The sequence below is a fragment of the Neobacillus dielmonensis genome (assembly GCF_000612665.1).
In the GTDB taxonomy this organism is placed as follows: Bacteria; Bacillota; Bacilli; order Bacillales; family Cytobacillaceae; genus Neobacillus; species Neobacillus dielmonensis.
The window spans coordinates 126,211-145,190 of the sequence record NZ_HG942046.1; the positions used below are offsets into that span (position 1 = coordinate 126,211).

At 40.8% G+C, this 18,980-nt stretch carries 16 protein-coding genes; all 16 read left to right on the forward strand.

What is annotated here, in order from left to right:
• The first annotated feature begins 6 nt into the window (after positions 1-6).
• The 16 genes from infB to BN2425_RS06375 all read left to right on the forward strand — a co-directional run bounded on the left by infB (position 7) and on the right by BN2425_RS06375 (position 18,908).
• The gene (gene infB, locus BN2425_RS06300; RefSeq protein ID WP_042456407.1) at positions 7-2,295 is read left to right on the forward strand and encodes a translation initiation factor IF-2; all 2,289 of its coding nucleotides are present in this window, start codon (positions 7-9) and stop codon (positions 2,293-2,295) included.
• Entirely contained in the window at positions 2,292-2,573 is a 282-nt protein-coding gene (locus tag BN2425_RS06305) for a DUF503 domain-containing protein (protein WP_042456410.1), read from the forward strand. The genes infB and BN2425_RS06305 overlap by 4 nt, the downstream gene beginning before the upstream one ends.
• Before the next feature lie 16 nt (positions 2,574-2,589).
• The gene (rbfA, locus tag BN2425_RS06310; RefSeq protein ID WP_042456412.1) at positions 2,590-2,961 is read left to right on the forward strand and encodes a 30S ribosome-binding factor RbfA; all 372 of its coding nucleotides are present in this window, start codon (positions 2,590-2,592) and stop codon (positions 2,959-2,961) included.
• 124 nt (positions 2,962-3,085) lie between these two features.
• The gene (gene truB, locus BN2425_RS06315; protein ID WP_042456415.1) at positions 3,086-4,000 is read left to right on the forward strand and encodes a tRNA pseudouridine(55) synthase TruB; all 915 of its coding nucleotides are present in this window, start codon (positions 3,086-3,088) and stop codon (positions 3,998-4,000) included.
• Between the two features lie 32 nt (positions 4,001-4,032).
• Positions 4,033-4,992, forward strand: coding sequence for a bifunctional riboflavin kinase/FAD synthetase (ribF, locus tag BN2425_RS06320; RefSeq protein WP_042456418.1), 960 nt, complete (start codon positions 4,033-4,035; stop codon positions 4,990-4,992).
• A gap of 163 nt (positions 4,993-5,155) precedes the next feature.
• Complete coding sequence (rpsO, locus tag BN2425_RS06325) at positions 5,156-5,425, forward strand: 30S ribosomal protein S15 (RefSeq protein WP_042456420.1); 270 nt, start codon at positions 5,156-5,158, stop codon at positions 5,423-5,425.
• A 231-nt stretch (positions 5,426-5,656) separates the two neighbouring features.
• Positions 5,657-7,774 (forward strand): polyribonucleotide nucleotidyltransferase, encoded by a 2,118-nt coding sequence (gene pnp / locus BN2425_RS06330; protein ID WP_042456423.1) that lies wholly within the window; start codon positions 5,657-5,659, stop codon positions 7,772-7,774.
• A 196-nt stretch (positions 7,775-7,970) separates the two neighbouring features.
• Positions 7,971-8,918: a polysaccharide deacetylase family protein gene (locus tag BN2425_RS06335; RefSeq protein ID WP_042456561.1), complete on the forward strand. Its 948-nt coding sequence runs from the start codon at positions 7,971-7,973 to the stop codon at positions 8,916-8,918.
• A 95-nt stretch (positions 8,919-9,013) separates the two neighbouring features.
• Positions 9,014-10,252 (forward strand): M16 family metallopeptidase, encoded by a 1,239-nt coding sequence (locus BN2425_RS06340; protein ID WP_042456426.1) that lies wholly within the window; start codon positions 9,014-9,016, stop codon positions 10,250-10,252.
• 108 nt (positions 10,253-10,360) lie between these two features.
• Positions 10,361-10,600 (forward strand): YlmC/YmxH family sporulation protein, encoded by a 240-nt coding sequence (locus tag BN2425_RS06345; protein WP_042456429.1) that lies wholly within the window; start codon positions 10,361-10,363, stop codon positions 10,598-10,600.
• A gap of 202 nt (positions 10,601-10,802) precedes the next feature.
• Positions 10,803-11,705, forward strand: a complete 903-nt coding sequence (gene dpaA, locus BN2425_RS06350; RefSeq protein ID WP_042456432.1) for a dipicolinic acid synthetase subunit A — start codon at positions 10,803-10,805, stop codon at positions 11,703-11,705.
• Complete coding sequence (gene dpaB / locus BN2425_RS06355; RefSeq protein WP_042456435.1) at positions 11,702-12,301, forward strand: dipicolinate synthase subunit B; 600 nt, start codon at positions 11,702-11,704, stop codon at positions 12,299-12,301. The genes dpaA and dpaB overlap by 4 nt, the downstream gene beginning before the upstream one ends.
• A 175-nt stretch (positions 12,302-12,476) precedes the next feature.
• Positions 12,477-13,526 carry an aspartate-semialdehyde dehydrogenase gene (gene asd / locus BN2425_RS06360; protein ID WP_042456438.1) on the forward strand — a complete coding sequence of 350 codons (1,050 nt, stop codon included), beginning with the start codon at positions 12,477-12,479 and terminating at the stop codon, positions 13,524-13,526.
• A 32-nt stretch (positions 13,527-13,558) separates the two neighbouring features.
• Positions 13,559-14,803 carry an aspartate kinase gene (dapG, locus tag BN2425_RS06365; RefSeq protein WP_042456442.1) on the forward strand — a complete coding sequence of 415 codons (1,245 nt, stop codon included), beginning with the start codon at positions 13,559-13,561 and terminating at the stop codon, positions 14,801-14,803.
• Positions 14,804-14,869: 66 nt separating this feature from the next.
• Positions 14,870-15,742 (forward strand): 4-hydroxy-tetrahydrodipicolinate synthase, encoded by an 873-nt coding sequence (dapA, locus tag BN2425_RS06370; protein ID WP_042456446.1) that lies wholly within the window; start codon positions 14,870-14,872, stop codon positions 15,740-15,742.
• A gap of 553 nt (positions 15,743-16,295) precedes the next feature.
• A complete protein-coding gene (locus tag BN2425_RS06375) occupies positions 16,296-18,908 on the forward strand; it encodes a right-handed parallel beta-helix repeat-containing protein (protein WP_154663466.1) in 2,613 nt (870 codons plus the stop codon).
• Positions 18,909-18,980 lie beyond the last annotated feature (72 nt).

The following is an 18,980-nucleotide window of genomic DNA, read 5'->3' on the forward strand; positions in this document are numbered from 1 at the left end:
AAATGAATGAGTAAAATGCGTGTTTATGAGTATGCAAAAAAACACAACCTTTCCAGTAAGGAAATTATCACGAAGTTAAAAGAAATGGATGTAGAGGTTTCAAACCATATGGCAACTTTAGAAGCTGGAGACATTAAAAAGCTGGATTCAGTCTACGCTAAAAAAGAAAGCAACTCCTCACAGCAAATACAAGGAAATGCTTCACAGCCAAAACGATCCAATAATCCACGTCCTACAGGGCAAAACATGTCCAAAAAACCGGCAGTCCAACCAAAAACTAATCCTAAGGCTTTTGAGGAAGATGATGATAAGTTAGCAGTTCCATCAAAAGTAAAGGTTGCAGCACCGCCAAAAACAAAAGAAGGCAAAAAGCACGATCAGGAATACCAGTCGAAAGAAAATAAAGCCTTTCAACCAGGTAAAGGAAAAAATAAGCCTAATCATAATCAACATCAAAATCGGAATCATAATAATAATAGGCGGAAAAACCAACCGCCTGTCCAGCAGCAAGCAGCACCGCAAAAGAAAAAGGAAAAGGAACTTCCTTCTAAAATTACTTTTAGCGAGTCGCTGACAGTTGCTGAACTAGGTAAGAAGCTCCATCGAGAGCCTTCAGAGATTATCAAGAAGTTGTTCTTGCTTGGGGTTATGGCAACCATCAATCAGGCATTGGATAAAGACGCAATTGAACTGATTGCCAGCGAGTATGGAGTAGAAGTAGAAGAAGAAATTAAGGTCGATACAACTGATTTAGAAGTTTACTTTACAGAAGATGCTCCTGAGAGCCTAGTTGAACGCCCAGCTGTTGTCACAATCATGGGCCACGTTGACCATGGTAAAACCACCCTGCTTGACTCCATCCGTAATACAAAGGTTACCGAGGGTGAAGCAGGAGGGATTACCCAGCATATTGGTGCTTACCAGGTAATTGAAAATGGCAAAAAAATTACGTTCTTAGATACACCTGGACACGCTGCTTTTACAACCATGCGTGCCCGCGGAGCGCAAATAACAGATATTACCATACTAGTTGTTGCAGCAGATGACGGCGTTATGCCGCAAACTGTTGAAGCAATCAACCACGCGAAAGCGGCCGAAGTGCCAATTATTGTCGCAGTGAATAAAATGGATAAGCCGGATGCCAATGCTGACCGTGTAATGCAAGAGCTTACCGAGCATGGATTAGTTGCAGAAGCATGGGGCGGAGACACTATTTTTGTTCCGTTATCCGCTAAAACCGGTGAAGGAATCGATAATTTGCTGGAAATGATTCTTTTAGTAAGCGAAGTCGAAGAATATAAGGCAAATCCGAATCGCAATGCTGTTGGAACAGTTATTGAAGCAAGATTGGATAAGGGCCGTGGTTCGATAGCGACTTTGCTTGTCCAAAATGGTACATTAAAAATCGGTGATCCAATCGTAGTGGGTAATACACATGGACGGGTCAGAGCGATGGTCAACGATTTAGGACGAAGAGTAAAGGATGCTGGCCCATCAACTCCAGTTGAAATTACAGGACTGAATGAAGTGCCGCAGGCCGGAGACCGATTCGTAGTGTTTGACGATGAAAAAACGGCCCGCCATGTTGGCGAAGTGCGTGCACAGCAGGCTCTTGCAGCCCAACGTGGTGAGAAAACCAAAGTTAGTTTAGATAACTTATTTGAGCAATTAAAACAAGGCGAAATGAAGGACCTCAACATCATTATTAAAGCAGATGTTCAAGGTTCTGCAGAAGCATTGGCTGCTTCTTTATTAAAGATTGATGTTGAGGGCGTCGTAATTAAAATTATCCATAGCGGTACTGGAGCTATTAACGAATCGGATATTACCCTTGCCTCTGCTTCCAATGCCATTGTGATTGGATTTAATGTTCGCCCAGATGCTAACGCTAAACGTGCTGCTGAGTCTGAGAAGGTAGATGTTCGTTTGCACCGAATCATCTATAAAGTAATTGAAGAAATGGAAGCAGCAATGAAGGGTATGCTTGATCCTGAATTCCAAGAAAAAATCATTGGTCAGGCTGAGGTCCGACAAACCTTTAAAGTATCTAAGGTTGGTACAATTGCAGGTTCTTATGTAACCGATGGAAAACTTACTCGTGATAGTGGTATTCGTGTTATCCGGGACGGAATTGTCATCTTTGAAGGTGAAATTGACGCATTAAAACGTTTTAAAGATGATGCGAAAGAAGTATCACATGGTTATGAATGTGGTATTACCATTAAGAACTTTAATGATATCAAGGAAGGCGACGTGATTGAAGCGTTCGTAATGGAGGAAATTGAACGGAAATGATAATCGGTGCCGCCGTTTGTGAATGCATCATCTACGATGCCCACTCCTTGAAAGAGAAACGAGCCGTTTTGCAGCGAATTCTTACTCGCCTGAAACAGAAATTTAATGTTTCAGCCTCTGAGGTAGACTTCCACGATGTATGGCAGCGGACTAAAATAGCCATTGTAGCCGTAGCCCAAGCAAAAATTGGGGTGGAACAGGAATTGCAAAACGCATTAAAGCTAATTGATTCGTTTCCAGAGATAGAGAGGACAATCACCGAAATAGAATGGCTTTAAATAAGAGGTGAATGTGATGAGCCTTAGAGCAAATCGTGTTGGAGAACAAATGAAAAAAGAACTAAGTGACATCATTGGCCGAAAAATCAAGGATCCACGCATCGGCTTTGTAACAGTCACGGATGTTCAAGTAACAGGAGACTTGCAACAAGCAAAAGTATATATTTCTGTATTAGGTGACGATGAGCAAAAGGAGAATACGCTAAAAGGCTTAGCAAAAGCAAAGGGCTTTATTCGAACTGAAATTGGCCATCGAATCCGATTGCGTAAAACGCCAGAAATAATTTTTGAATTCGATGAGTCGATTGATTATGGGAATAGGATTGAAACATTGCTTCATCAAATTCAGTTCGATGAACAACAGACAGAATCGAAGGATGAAAAGTAATTTGCTTTGTTAACGAGGCGAGGCAGCTCCTAAGAATGAATTGGACCTCGTGTAAAAAAGGGAGGAATGGATAGACGCTTGTCTATCCATTTTTTTCGGATTGGAAAGGAGTTTTTTATAAAAATTGGAAGGGATTTTACCATTATTTAAACCTGCCGGGTTAACTAGTCACGATTGTGTGTTTAAGCTAAGAAAGATTCTAAGAATGAAGAAAATCGGGCATACGGGGACACTAGATCCGGATGTGACTGGTGTCCTTCCAATTTGCATTGGGAAGGCCACCAAAGTTGCCGAATATATCACAGATGCCGGAAAAGCCTACGAGGGTGAAGTAACTATTGGGTTTTCTACGACAACCGAAGATGCCTCAGGAGAAATAGTGGAGAAAAAACAAGTAGACCGAACTATTACCCGTGAAGAGATACTAAACGTTCTAAAGTCGTTAACGGGTGAAATTGAACAAACACCACCGATGTATTCTGCTGTTAAAGTAGGGGGAGTTCGGCTTTATGAATATGCCCGTAAAGGGATTCAAGTCGAACGGCCAACAAGAAGGGTAACCATTTACTCAAATGAATTACTCGATGACCGAACAGAATTTACCGGAGAAATCATCCAATTTAAATTTCGTGTAAACTGCAGTAAAGGGACATATATTCGGACATTAGCCGTCATGATTGGGGAAGCTTTAGGTTTTCCTGCGCATATGTCATCACTGATCAGAATTAGGTCGGCTTCGTTTACCCTTAACGATTGTTTGACATTTGAGCAAATCGAAAATCTAATGGAAGAGGGAATATTATCCGACTATCTAAGACCATTAGAAATGGCACTTTCTTATTTGCCGAAAATGATGATTAATGATACAGTAGCAGAGAAAGTGAAAAATGGTGCGCTATTAAAAATTCCAGACCACTTATTAAATTGTAATGAACCAATTGTTGCAGAAACTCCAGATGGACGGGCGTTGGCTATCTATACTAAACATCCTAGTAAGCCAGACTTGCTCAAACCATTAAAGGTGTTACGGAACGAATAGAAAAAGGTACGGATAGAAAAGGTGAAGTTCAATTGGAAGTAGTAAAGCTTGAGTTTCCATTAAACCTGGGAGTAACCCAATTGCCGCCACTGGCAATGGCCCTTGGCTATTTTGACGGTGTCCATCGTGGTCATCAACAAGTGATTGCTGAAGCTAAAAAACAAGCAGATGAAAAAGGTCTGCAAAGTGCTGTTATGACTTTTTACCCGCATCCTTCCGTGGTCTTGGGGAAAAGTGACAAGCATGTGCAGTCGATTACCCCTTTAGCGGAAAAAATCAACAAAATAGCTGACCTTGGAGTTGATTATTTATTTATAGTTCGTTTTACTCCGGAGTTCGCTAATTTACTTCCACAAGAATTTGTTGATCAATATATTATTGGCTTAAATGTCAAACATGTTGCAGCTGGCTTTGATTTCACCTACGGAAGAATGGGAAAAGGAACCATGGAGACCTTGCCGTTTCATTCCAGAGAAATGTTTTCCTACTCAGTGGTCCCAAAGTTTACAGAGGGGAATGAGAAGGTTAGTTCAACCAGAATACGTAAGCTGATCAAGGAAGGAAATGTAGCCGATCTTCCGCCGCTGCTTGGTAGGTTTTATACTACTTGCGGGATCGTTGTACATGGTGATAAACGGGGCAGGACAATCGGATTTCCTACTGCTAATGTTGATATATCAGGTGAATACATGATTCCGCCAACTGGTGTCTACTCTGTCAGATTAAGAGTAAAGAATCATTGGTATAACGGTGTTTGCAATGTCGGCTACAGACCGACGTTTAATAAAGAGGCCGTTAAGCTTTCGGTTGAGGTTCATCTATTTGATTTCCATCAGGATATCTATGGAGAGAAAGTAATTGTTGAGTGGCATCGCTACCAGCGTGAAGAAAAGAAATTTTCAGGAATCGAAGAGCTCGTACAGCAAATTGAACAGGATAAACGAATAGCTCTTCAATACTTCAAAAAAAGCGACAAATTTTCTAATATATGATGAAAAAAACATATTTCTTGTAATATATTCACGTTTTAAACTTGCTTTTTTAAAAAAAACACGGTATTCTTAAATACGTATTAAAAATAACCTTTGCTTGGCAAGTCGAGTCACCGACGCTTGCTCGGTAAATGGGGATTGTAATTTTAGGAGGTGAACATGGATGGCAATCACTCAAGAACGTAAAAATGAAATTATTAATGAGTACAAAACTCATGAGAACGACACAGGATCTGCAGAAGTTCAAATCGCTGTCCTTACTGAACAAATCAACAACTTAAACGACCACTTGCGTACTCACAAAAAGGATCATCATTCACGCCGCGGTCTTTTGAAAATGGTTGGTAAACGTCGTAATCTTTTAACATACCTACGTAACAAAGATGTACAGCGTTACCGCGTGTTAATTAATAAGCTTGGCCTACGTCGTTAGTTTACAGAAGCGGGATTTTTCCCGCTTTTTTATTAGCCGTAAAAAGGATAAAATTATTTCCAATATACATAATTTTTAAGTCGGACTTTTTTGTCTATACTATAGATATACTTTATGCCTTAAACTTAAGCGATTTCGCTTTATTATATTATTTGTAATTTGGCAAGATGATGGCAGTAATTTGACTTTTGCATCATCCTCCCAAGTGATTAGATTGAGAGGGGTAAAATTATGGAACAAACGAAACACGTGTACTCCATTGATTGGGCCGGACGTAAGTTAACAGTCGAAATTGGACAACTTGCGAAACAAGCAAACGGCGCGGTATTAGTCCGATATGGAGATACTGCTGTATTAAGCACAGCAACGGCTTCTAAAGAGCCAAAGAATTTAGACTTTTTTCCTTTAACCGTTAATTATGAGGAACGGTTATATGCTGTTGGTAAAATCCCTGGTGGCTTTATCAAACGTGAAGGCCGCCCAAGTGAAAAAGCCATTTTGGCTAGCCGCCTTATTGACCGGCCAATTCGCCCGCTATTTGCCGACGGATTCCGAAACGATGTACAGGTGATCAGCATGGTCATGAGTGTCGATCAGGATTGTTCACCGGAAATGGCAGCTATGGTGGGCTCTTCTTTAGCACTTAGTGTTTCAGATATACCGTTTGAAGGGCCAATTGCTGGAGTTGTGGTAGGAAGGGTAGACAACCAATTTGTCATCAATCCAACAGTACACCAAGCTGAAAAAAGCGATATTAATTTAACAGTTGCCGGTACCAAAGATGCCATTAACATGGTTGAAGCAGGTGCCAATGAGGTGCCTGAAGAGGTCATGCTCGAAGCCATCATGTATGGACATGAAGAAATTAAGCGATTAATTGATTTTCAAGAAAAAATCGCTGCTGAAATCGGTAAAGAAAAGATGCAGATAACTCTGTATGAAATCGATGCTGCGTTAGAAGCTGAAGTAAGACAATTATGCGAAGCGGATATGGTCAAAGCGATTCAGGTACAAGAGAAGCATGCCCGCGAAGATGCAATCAATGAAGTAAAAAAATACGTGTTGGGTAAATATGAAGAACAAGAGGCAACAGATGAAGATTTGAAGCAAGTTAAACAAATCCTTGACAAAATTGTTAAAGGAGAAGTGCGACGCCTAATCACTGTTGAAAAAGTCCGCCCGGATGGACGGAAAATTGATGAAATACGTCCATTATCCTCTCAGGTTGGAATTTTGCCTCGTACCCATGGATCAGGGCTATTCACGAGAGGGCAGACACAAGCTTTAAGTATTTGTACGCTTGGGGCCATGGGCGACGTTCAAATTCTTGATGGGTTAGGAATTGAAGAAGAAAAACGTTTTATGCACCACTATAACTTCCCTTCCTTTAGTGTGGGGGAAACAGGACCAATCCGTGGGCCTGGTCGCCGCGAAATTGGGCATGGTGCATTGGGAGAACGCGCCCTTGAACCGGTCATTCCTTCAGAAAAGGATTTCCCATATACCATTCGTCTTGTTTCAGAAGTTTTAGAATCAAACGGTTCAACCTCGCAAGCAAGTATCTGCGGCAGCACACTCGCTATGATGGATGCAGGTGTGCCAATTAAAGCACCAGTTGCAGGAATTGCTATGGGTCTTGTAAAGTCGGGTGAACATTATACAGTCTTAACCGATATACAAGGAATGGAAGACCACTTAGGAGACATGGACTTTAAGGTTGCTGGGACGGCCAAAGGCGTTACCGCACTGCAAATGGATATTAAGATTGAAGGTCTCTCTAGAGAAATTTTAGAAGAAGCATTGCAACAGGCCAAAAAAGGAAGAATGCAAATCTTAGACCATATGCTGTCTACGATTTCGGAGCCACGTGCTGAACTGTCACAATTTGCTCCAAAAATTCTAACGATGACCATTAATCCGGATAAAATTCGTGACGTTATCGGACCAAGCGGTAAACAAATCAATAAAATCATTGAAGAGACTGGCGTTAAAATTGACATTGAACAGGATGGTACCATCTTTATCGCCTCTGCAAATTCAGAGATGAACCAAAAGGCAAAAAGTATTATTGAGGATCTTGTCCGAGAAGTGGTTGTTGGACAATTATACCTTGGTAAGGTTAAACGGATTGAAAAGTTTGGTGCTTTCGTTGAGATTTTTGCCGGCAAAGACGGATTAGTTCACATATCAGAACTTGCTGAGGAACGTGTAGGTAAAGTTGAAGATGTGGTTAAACTTGGCGATGAAATACTTGTTAAAGTTACTGAAATCGATAAGCAAGGACGTGTCAACTTATCTAGAAAAGCTGTATTAAAAGAGCAGCGTGAGAAAGCAGAAGAAAAACAATAACCGGGATTGGGCTTGTGCCTGCTGTTATCCACAAAAAAAGTCAGGAGACCCCTGACTTTTTTGATTAGGTCGAGTTATATTTGGTTTTAAATCGCTCCCGGCGCTTCGCGGACTTAGGGATCAAGCTGCCCTTTTGTTAATTTCGTTCTACCTTGTCCTTCTATTACATATTCTGTATGGAGGGGGGAACGGGATGATGAGAAAGGTGCTTATTTTGTTTATAGTTGGTTTGGCTGCTTTAGTTTTTGTAAATAATCCCATAGTGAATCATTATCTGGCTGAATTAACAGAATCCGCCCTGCCTGTAGCTAATGGTTCGGATTCACTTTATCAAAGTATTGTTAAAAATGCACCTACATATGAAAAACCACCGTCTGACGCAAAAATTGACCAGGTATGGAAAGCGATGCCTGGATATAACGGTTTAAAGGTAGACATAGAAGCATCTTATAAGAATATGAGGAAAAATGGTGTTTTTGATAAGGATCGGCTTGTATATACACAAGTAAAACCAAAAGTACATTTGGAAGATTTACCTCCTTCACCCATTTACAGGGGCCATCCTGATAAACCGATGGTATCGTTTATTATCAATGTTGCGTGGGGGAATGAATTTTTGCCGGACATTCTTAAAACATTAAAAGAGCATCATATATCGGCCAGTTTTTTTCTTGAAGGGAATTGGGTGAAAAAAAATCCCGAGCTTGCCAAAATGATTGTTAGTGCGGGACATGAGGTGGGAAACCATTCGTATTCCCACCCTGATATGGCAAAGTTAACCGCTTCTCAAACCAGAGAGCAAATTACCAAAACAAATGACATTATTGAAGCAGTAACGGAGCAGAAAAGTATATGGTTTGGACCGCCAAGTGGTAGTTATCGTGATGAAACGGTCAAGATTGCCAACGAATTAAACATGAAAACCGTTTTGTGGACAGTAGATACCATTGATTGGCAAAGGCCAACTCCTGCCGCTCTTATAAACCGTGTGATCACCAAAGTGGATAATGGATCGATGATTTTAATGCATCCTACGGAATCCACTGCTAAAGCCCTTGATCAGTTAATTACGGAGATTGAGAAAAAGAATTTAAAGATTGGAACGGTTTCAGAACTAATGAATGAAGAAAGAATTTTGAAATAGGAGGAAAGGATATCTAAAAGTTGGATAAAATAGTCATTATAGGTATAATTAAGTATTGGATACGAGCATCCGCTGTATAGACAGGAGGAAGTCGATTGATAAATAAACACACATGCCAAAATGGAGTAAGAATTGTTCTAGAACAAATTCCTAGCGTTCGGTCCGTTGCAATTGGAATCTGGATTGGAACTGGTTCTAGAAATGAAAATCCAGAAACAAACGGGGTATCCCATTTCCTTGAACACATGTTTTTCAAAGGAACAACCACCAAATCGGCTAAAGAAATAGCTGAATCCTTTGACAGCATTGGTGGCCAGGTGAATGCATTCACCTCGAAAGAGTATACTTGCTATTATGCAAAGGTTCTCGATACACATTCAAAATTTGCCTTGGATGTATTAGCAGATATGTTCTTCAACTCCACCTTTGTAGATGAAGAATTAACAAAGGAAAGAAATGTAGTTCTTGAAGAAATAAAAATGTACGAAGATACTCCGGATGACATTGTTCATGATTTGCTAAGCCAGGCGGTATATGGAAACCACCCGCTTGGATATCCGATTCTTGGCACAGAGCAAACACTTAATACCTTTACTGGTCAATCACTTAAGGATTATATTCATCAAAGATATATCCCAGAAAACGTCGTAATCTCCATAGCGGGGAATGTACCGGAAGCCTTTATTTATGAAGTGGAAAAGTATTTTGGGTCCTATGAAGGAGGAAACCAGGAAACAATAGAAAATCCACCCGTTTTTCATGCGAATCGCAAGTCTAAAAAGAAAGATACCGAGCAGGCTCATTTATGTATCGGTTTCGAAGGCTTAAAAGTGGGGCATGAGGACGTTTATAGTTTGATCACCTTGAATAATATATTGGGCGGCAGCATGAGCTCAAGATTATTTCAAGATGTTCGGGAACAAAGGGGATTAGCTTATTCCATTTTCTCTTATCATTCCGCTTATCAGGATAGCGGGATTGTCACGATTTATGGAGGAACAGGCGCAAAGCAGCTTAATGTCTTGTTTGATACCATTCAGGAAACACTGGAAAAATTGAAACAAGACGGCATTACGGAGAAGGAACTTACCAACAGCAAGGAGCAACTCAAAGGAGGACTCATGCTCAGCTTAGAAAGCACTAATAGCCGCATGAGCCGAAATGGCAAGAATGAGCTTCTCTTAAAGCGTCATCGTACATTAGATGAGATTATCGATGAAATTGACCAGGTTACAAAAACCGGTGTGGACGAAATGGCAAGAAAAGTGTTTAATGATCATTTTTCAGTTTCATTGGTAAGTCCGGACGGGGATTTGCCTGTAAATTTAAGATAAATGCTATAATTCATTAGCTTATACCGATTGTTCACTTTCCTTTTCGTTAGTCTAAAGTGGGACTTCCCGCTATACACTAGTAGAAAAGGAGAGGAGGAGCCACTTAAAATGAGACTAAGTGAATTAAGCGGTAAAGAAATAGTGGATGTAAAGAAGGCAGAACGTCTTGGTGTGCTCGGTCAAACCGATTTAGAGATTAACGAGTCAACAGGACAAATTCAGGCCTTGTTAATACCGTCATTGAAATGGTTTGGTTTCCGAAAACAAGGAGAAGAAATTAGGGTTCCTTGGCAGCATATCAAAAAAATTGGCTCGGATATGATTATTATAGATGTACCAGAGGAATAATAGGTAACTCTGGAAAGTTTGCGAAAATTGGATAGAAACATCTTTTTGTGATAAAAGCCCAAGCAAAACAACTTTTGCTTGGGCTTTTTTTATTTTCATAGGCAGGAAAACTCACAGTTTGGTTGGTTCTTACATAAGATGTGGAAGTGATAAAGCAATACGAATTTCTGCAGGATTTTAATAAAAGAAGGTGAATGCTTTCATGCTGACAGGAATGCAGATAGCCATTATCGGCGGGGATGCCAGGCAACTGGAAATTATCCGGAAATTAACGGAATTAGATGCACGTTTATCGCTAATTGGTTTTGAGCAGCTTGACCATGCTTTTACAGGAGCGGTCAAGGAAAAGTTAGATGAGGTTGATTTTGCTAATATAGATGCGATTATTTTGCCAGTTGCAGGCACCAATCAAGAAGGACAGGTGGAAACAATTTTTTCCAATGAGAAGGTTGTTTTGACGGAAGACATACTTTCAAAAACCCCTGAGTATTGCACGATTTATTCTGGAATAAGCAATTCCTATCTAAATGAAATAGTAAAGCAATCTAAACGAACTTTAATTCAGCTATTTTCAAGGGATGATGTTGCTATCTATAATTCCATTCCAACCGTTGAAGGCACAATCATGATGGCGATTCAGCATACTGACTTCACAATCCATGGGTCGAACATCACCGTGTTAGGATTGGGAAGGTGTGGAATGAGCACTGCCAGAGCATTTCATGCCCTTGGTGCAAAAGTCAAAGTTGGAGCAAGAAAAAGTGAACACCTTGCTAGAATTACAGAAATGGGTGTCACACCGTTTCATCTAAGCAATATTGTCAAAGAAGTGGCTGACACAGATATTTTAATTAATACCATACCCTATCAAATTGTCAGTGCTGCTGTGATTTCAAAGCTGCCGCCCCATACCTTGATTATTGACATTGCCTCAAAACCAGGAGGGACCGATTTCCGTTACGCAGAAAAGCGAGGCATAAAAGCATTGCTAGCGCCCAGTCTGCCAGGAATCGTAGCCCCAAAAACCGCTGGGCAAATTCTAGCGGATGTTCTTTCGCAATTACTCCAGGATGACCTTACGAACCGAAAGGGGAAAGGAAAATGAGTTTACAAGGTAAGAGAATTGGATTTGGTTTAACCGGCTCCCATTGTACGTATGATGCTGTTTTTCCAGAAATAGAGAAGCTTGTGCAAGCCGGAGCAGAAGTGGTGCCAGTAGTGACACACACAGTTAAAAATACTGATACTAGGTTTGGCAAAGGGGAGGATTGGGTAGAACGGATCGAAGATTTAACAGGCAATAAAGTCATCGATTCAATCGTTAAGGCCGAACCCTTAGGACCAAAAATCCCACTCGATTGCATGGTTATTGCGCCACTAACAGGCGTATCTATGAGTAAATTTGCCAATGCAATGAATGATAGTCCCGTATTAATGGCAGCAAAAGCAACCTTGCGAAATTTAAAACCAGTGGTACTTGGGATATCGACCAACGATGCACTTGGCCTAAATGGGGTTAATTTAATGAGGTTAATGGCTACCAAAAATATTTTCTTTATACCATACGGCCAAGATGATCCAATTAAGAAGCCGAACTCCATGGTGGCTAGAATGACCATGTTGGTTGAAACCGTGGAAGCAGCTCTAGAAGGAAGGCAGATCCAGCCTGTTTTGGTAGAACGTTATAAAGATGGTGACTAATTTAATTCCCTATATAAATATGGTTATTTCTTTAATAGAATATGATAAAATAGATTAATCATTCATCAGTGGGTTCATTTTTGAGAGCAGGACCCGCTGGTGAGTTACCAATAATTGAAACGCTGGAGTAAATCGAGAAGAAGTGACCAGCTAGTATAGGAAGGGGAAACATAGTATGAATCAGCAAAATGGATTTCACGTTGCTGTTGTAGGGGCAACAGGTGCAGTTGGACAACAAATGATCAATACACTAGTTAAGCAAAACTTCCCTGTAAGCAAGCTAACACTATTGTCATCATCACGTTCAGCAGGCAAAAAAGTAACAGTTAATGGTGAGGAAATCACTATTCAAGAGGCAAAACCTGAAAGCTTTGAAGGGGTTGATATTGCTCTATTCAGTGCTGGCGGCAGTGTCTCTAAAGAACTGGCCCCAGAGGCAGCTAAACGTGGAGCAATCGTTGTGGACAACACAAGTGCATTCCGTATGGATGCTGATAAGCCGTTAGTTGTCCCAGAAGTAAACGAAGACGATTTGAAAACTCATAATGGGATTATCGCCAACCCTAACTGTTCTACCATCCAAATGGTGGTAGCTTTAGAACCAATTCGCAAACAATATGGCTTGAAAAAAGTGATCGTTTCCACTTACCAAGCAGTGTCTGGAGCGGGTGCTGCTGCCATCCAGGAACTTATGGATGAAACAAAGGCTGTTTTAGCAGATGAAGCATTTGAGCCAAAGCTTCTTCCAGTAAAAGCTGATAAAAAACATTATCAAATTGCATTTAATGCTATTCCGCAAATTGATAAATTCCAAGAAAATGGTTATACATTCGAAGAAATGAAAATGATAAATGAGACAAAGAAAATAATGCATTTACCAGAGCTTCAGGTTTCTGCTACTTGTGTCCGGCTTCCAGTCCCTGTAGGGCATTCAGAATCTGTGTATTTTGAGATTGAGGCGGACGGAGTTAGTGCGGATGAAATTAAAGCATTGTTAAAGGATGCGCCTGGTGTCGTGCTGCAGGATGATCCAGAAAATCAAGTTTATCCAATGCCTGCTGATTGCGTAGGAAAAAATGAGGTTTTTGTAGGTCGTATTCGGAAAGACATAGATGAAGCCCGCGGTTTTCATATGTGGGTAGTATCCGATAACCTCCTCAAGGGCGCAGCCTGGAATTCTGTACAAATTGCCGAAAGTTTAGTCAAATTAGGCTTAGTAAAATAAGCAACATCAATAAAGGCAGGTTTGGGATCACTATGAAGATCATTGTACAAAAATTTGGCGGTACATCTGTGAGAGATGAAAAAAGCAGAAAACACGCACAACGCCACATAGAAAAAGCAATCGCTGAAGGCTATAAAGTGGTAGTGGTGGTTTCGGCGATGGGCAGGAGCGGAGATGCTTACGCAACTGATACCCTTCTTTCTTTAGTAGGCGGTAATTTAAGTAAGATATCAAAGCGGGAACATGATTTGCTTCTGTCCTGCGGCGAAGTAATTTCTAGTGTGGTTTTCACGAATATGCTTTTGGAAAGCGGAATTCACGCAGCTGCATTAACTGGTGCTCAAGCAGGATTCCGAACAAACAGTGATCATACGAATGCTAAAATTATCGAAATGAAATGCGACCGTTTGTTAAGAGAACTAGAAAACCATGATGTGATTGTTGTTGCCGGCTTCCAAGGTGCCGCAAAAAATGGGGATGTAACAACGATTGGCCGCGGCGGGAGTGATACCTCTGCAGCTGCGCTCGGAGCAGCTCTAAACGCAGAGTGGATTGATATCTTTACCGATGTAGAAGGCATTATGACCGCAGACCCGCGCATTGTTGAAAATGCTCGGCCGCTATCTGTCGTAACCTATAATGAGGTTTGTAACATGGCTTATCAGGGAGCTAAAGTCATTCATCCAAGAGCCGTGGAAATTGCCATGCAGGCCAAGGTGCCAATTCGTATCCGTTCAACCTATTCGGAAACACCGGGTACATTGGTTACTTCCTTAAATAAGCAAAATCGCGGTAGTGATATTAGGGAACGGCTAGTTACCGGAATCGCTCATGTATCCAATGTCACACAAATTAAAGTATTTGCGAAAAAAGAGCAATATTATTTGCAGGCTGAAGTGTTTAAAGCAATGGCAAATGAACAAATCAGCGTAGACTTTATCAACATATCTCCTAATAGTGTCGTATATACGGTGACGGATGAAATGGCTGATCGTGCCATAAAAGTATTACAGGATTTAGGCCATGAACCGGTTGTCGAAAGGCATTGTGCAAAAGTATCCGTTGTAGGGGCAGGGATAGCAGGTGTACCAGGGGTAACCTCCAAAATTGTATCAGCCTTATCTGATCAAGGCATTCGAATCCTGCAATCGGCTGATAGTCATACAACCATTTGGGTATTAGTTAAACAGGATGATCTAGTAAAATCGGTTAATGCATTACATGATGCCTTTCAATTAGAGGAAGAGACCATGGAATATAATCTTTCCGATATATAAACTGGTAAAAAGGCTTATTAGTCAATTTAGCAGGCTACTAACCAGTGGTTTGAGAGGAGTAAGATAATGGTTCATTTCGGGAGAGTATCTACGGCAATGGTAACCCCTTTTGACCATAAGGGGCATATTGATTTTGCAAAAACCACAAAGCTAGTTAATTATTTAATTGATAATGGGAGCGAATCACTTGTGATCGCAGGTACTACTGGTGAATCGCCAACATTATCAAAAGAGGAAAAACTGGCTTTGTTTGCACATGTTGTTAAGGTGGTTAATAAAAGAATTCCTGTCATTGCAGGTACTGGCAGCAACAATACCTATGCTTCCATTGAGTTGACCAAGAAAGCGGAACAGCTTGGAGTCGATGGAATCATGGTTGTAGCTCCCTATTATAACAAACCAAATCAAGAAGGCTTATATCAGCATTTCCAAGCAGTGGCGGAGGCAACAACGCTTCCAGTTATGATCTACAATATTCCCAGTAGATCAGTTGTTACCATATCTCCTGAAACAGTGATTCGTTTATCCAAAATACCAAATATTGTTGCAGTAAAGGAAGCAAGTGGCGATTTAAATGCAATGACAAAAATTATTGCAGGTACTGATGAAGACTTCGATTTATACAGTGGAGATGACAGCATGACCATCCCGGTTCTGTCCATTGGGGGTGCCGGAATAGTTTCTGTGGCATCTCATGTAATTGGAAATGAAATACAAAGAATGGTTGGCTCATTTTTCGAAGGAAAAGTTCAAGAGGCTGCAAAATTACACCAACAGCTGTTGCCATTAGTCCAAGAGTTATTTGCTGCCCCTAGTCCTGCACCTGTTAAGACCGCCTTACAAATTAAGGGATTAGATGTAGGCTCTGTCAGACTACCTCTAGTAGGGTTGACGGAGCAAGAACGTAATACACTAATATCAATCTTAAATAATATTTGACAAAAAAAGTCAGCCAAATTGGCTGGCTTTTTTTGATTCCCGGTCATCCTTTAGAAAGGAATTGTAAAAGCGATAAAAACCAAACAATTTGCTAAAAATTTTGAATGGACAAAATGCTAGTCTTTTATATAATATCCCTGAACACTAAAGGAAGCATAAAAAGGGGGAACTTGAAAGAATTTAATTCGGATTTTTTGAAAACGTTTGCGAATTAGGAAAACTGGTATGTGGTACGTAAGAGATTTTGAAAAGGCTCAAATAAACGCTAATGTTGATTTTTTTTAACTCTGTTGATTGGAGCGGAAGGCGCTCGAATCCTCGAAAATCCTCAATTATGCTATCGCATAATTTTGTGCGAAGAAAGTTCATGGCTGCTTTCCTTGTGCTATCGCATTTTCTTCGTGCGTCGGCGGATTCGAGGATGAATTTCAGTGTACTGAGGGGAGTACGGGGCCGAAGAGGCTCTCCGGCACGCCCGGGGAAAGCGAGCCGCTGGAGCGGAAATCAACACCAAAATTCAGCAGTGCCTATGAAAAAAGGGAGAGTGAGTGTCTTGACGGTATTAGGTAAAATTCGCAGTATAACCTTAGCCATTCTATTGGTGGGCAGTACAATTCCCTCGGTATTTGCGGCAGGAACGACTGATGCCCAAGAAAATAAGGGGACCGAAAATTTGGTCTGGAAGAGTATCACCTTTGGCCAGTCAACAGATTTAAACTTTGCTCCAAATGTTTTACCTGAAAAAGTTGGCAAAAATGATGCTGAACCAGAAGTCCCTGGAACGATAAACGGAAAAATTACCTTGGAAAGCCGCGGAGGAAAGCTGGCTCCAGGTCATGATGGATTGACCTTCTATTATACGAAGCTTGATCCAAACAAAGATAATTTTGTTCTTGAGGCAGACATGACCATTGAACAATTTGGGCCTGAAACAGGGGCATCGCCAAACGGTCAGGAAAGTGCGGGAATTATGGTTAGAGACACGATTGGAGCATCACGCCAAGACCCGATGATTCTTGGTTATGAAGAAGTTCCAGCGGCATCCAACATATTTGGAGTAGGGATGATGCGCAATGGGGTTGCCCCTATTTATCGAACAGGTGTCGTAGCACCATGGGGAAATCTAGGAAGCCAGTTAAAAGCCTCTCCTTTTACAACCGAGTCTAAGTATAGTCTCCCAATTGGCACCCCTGTCAAGGTAAGGCTCGAGAGAACGGACACGGAATTTATTATGTCAGCTACTTTTACGCACTTAGCGGAACAAAAAACCTTTGAAAAAAGAGTATCAGGAGCTGATTTAGTTCAAAGAATCGATCCTGATAATATGTATGTTGGTTTTTATGCTGCAAGGAATGCTAAAATGACAATAGAAAACGCCAAACTTACACTAAGTGAAGCCCATACCGTTCCTACAAAAGATCCGCAACCGGTCCCAGCTAACCCATCGTTAAACATTGTCTCAGCTTCGGAATACGGATCGGTAAATTACGATTTGAAGATACTCGCTAATTATAATGGTACAGTAACGGTAACTAAAGATGGACAAGCATTTGCATCAGATGTGGATGTTAAAAAGGATGAAGTCTATTCGTTAAATACTCAACTGATAAACGATACAACCAATTTCTCAGTTACCTATACGCCAATAGAAGGTCCATCTACTACGCCAATTACGAAAAATATGACTGTATCGAAGAAAATATACAATAACGGTGCGGGGGTATATGTGTCACCACAAGGAAGCAGCACTTCCAAAGGAACAATCGAAGATCCAGTAGACCTTGAAACTGCCATTAAATATGTTCTACCTGGGGAAACCATTTATATGCGTGAAGGGACATATAGCCCTGCTTCCATGCTCAATATTACAAAACAATATAGCGGTGCTAAAGATAAAGTAAAAACTCTAACAGCTTATAATGGTGAAAAAGTAGTAATTGACGGGCAGGAAAAACTTAATAATGTCCTTCAACTGAGTGGAGATTATTGGCATTTAATCGGTATTCAATTGACAAAGGCGAAATCAAACGGAATGAGAGTCAGCGGAGACCATAATATTGTGGAGAAGATGCTGTTTAATTATAACGGTGATACTGGTCTGCAAATAAGTGGAAGCGGCTCGGACCCCAATTACTGGCCTAAATACAATTTAATCGTAAACTGTGAATCCCATGATAATCGAGACGCAGCGGATGAAAATGCTGATGGGTTTGCAGCGAAACTTGGAGTCGGTGTAGGGAATGTGTTTAGAGGAAACATTGCTCATCACAATATTGATGATGGTTGGGACTTATATAATCGGACCAATGAAGGCGCCAATATGCCGATTACACTTGAAGGTAATATTGCTTATTCAAATGGAAAATTAAGCAATGGTTATAATGAAGACGGCAATCAAGGGAATGGTTTTAAGCTTGGCGGTGAGGGCCTTCCGGTCGCTCATATTGTTCGAAACAACATTGCATTTGACAACAATATGGACGGATTTACCGACAATTTTAATCCCGGAAAAATGGTGCTTGAGAACAATACGGCTTTTAATAATAAAAGATTTAACTATGTTTTTAGAATCAATCCATATTTCTCTGCACAAGAGCAGGGGACATTTAGAAAAAATCTGTCATTTCGAACCGCTTCTGAAGCGGTAAAAGATTTTATTTCAGGGGATGTGGATGAAACAAATTACTTCTATGAAGGGACAAAATCAGTAAACAGTCTGGGAACAGAAATTACTGCAAAAGACTTTGCATCCCTTGAGTTCCCTGGCAAATTTGAGAGAGACGGAGAAGGCAATATTGTCTATGGTTCGTTTCTCCGAATTGCTCCTAACAGTATCCTTAACACTGTAGGTACCGACAATGGCTTTGTGGGAGCTCTTCCGGCCGACCCCATTTCTATCAAGGTGGAAGGACCCAAAAATGTAAAGGAAGGACACACAGAACAGCTGGTGGTTAAAGGTATCTTTTATGATGGAACAGAAAAAACTTTATCGTCTGGAGTAACTTTCTCGAGTGGAAATCCTGACATTCTCTCAGTAGATAATACTGGTATAATCAAGGCAGTTGAAAAAGGAAAAACACATATTTCAGTCTCATTCCATGGGTTGGAAGCAGCCATTTATGTACATGTTCAACAAATGCCTACCGGTCTATTAAAAAAACAGTAAAACATATTAAGTGCAAATAAAATTGAGTGGCAGCTTTATATAAGCTGCCATTTTGTCATTGCTTGGAGGGAG

What these genes read in the sequence shown, in the direction of transcription:
- dpaB (WP_042456435.1), top strand. Translation starts at nt 11,702, where the DNA reads ATGAGTTTACAAGGTAAGAGAATTGGATTTGGTTTAACCGGCTCCCAT.
- asd (WP_042456438.1), top strand. Translation starts at nt 12,477, where the DNA reads ATGAATCAGCAAAATGGATTTCACGTTGCTGTTGTAGGGGCAACAGGT.
- dapG (WP_042456442.1), top strand. Translation starts at nt 13,559, where the DNA reads ATGAAGATCATTGTACAAAAATTTGGCGGTACATCTGTGAGAGATGAA.
- infB (WP_042456407.1), top strand. Translation starts at nt 7, where the DNA reads ATGAGTAAAATGCGTGTTTATGAGTATGCAAAAAAACACAACCTTTCC.
- BN2425_RS06345 (WP_042456429.1), top strand. Translation starts at nt 10,361, where the DNA reads ATGAGACTAAGTGAATTAAGCGGTAAAGAAATAGTGGATGTAAAGAAG.
- rbfA (WP_042456412.1), top strand. Translation starts at nt 2,590, where the DNA reads ATGAGCCTTAGAGCAAATCGTGTTGGAGAACAAATGAAAAAAGAACTA.
- BN2425_RS06335 (WP_042456561.1), top strand. Translation starts at nt 7,971, where the DNA reads ATGAGAAAGGTGCTTATTTTGTTTATAGTTGGTTTGGCTGCTTTAGTT.
- rpsO (WP_042456420.1), top strand. Translation starts at nt 5,156, where the DNA reads ATGGCAATCACTCAAGAACGTAAAAATGAAATTATTAATGAGTACAAA.
- dpaA (WP_042456432.1), top strand. Translation starts at nt 10,803, where the DNA reads ATGCTGACAGGAATGCAGATAGCCATTATCGGCGGGGATGCCAGGCAA.
- BN2425_RS06305 (WP_042456410.1), top strand. Translation starts at nt 2,292, where the DNA reads ATGATAATCGGTGCCGCCGTTTGTGAATGCATCATCTACGATGCCCAC.
- pnp (WP_042456423.1), top strand. Translation starts at nt 5,657, where the DNA reads ATGGAACAAACGAAACACGTGTACTCCATTGATTGGGCCGGACGTAAG.
- dapA (WP_042456446.1), top strand. Translation starts at nt 14,870, where the DNA reads ATGGTTCATTTCGGGAGAGTATCTACGGCAATGGTAACCCCTTTTGAC.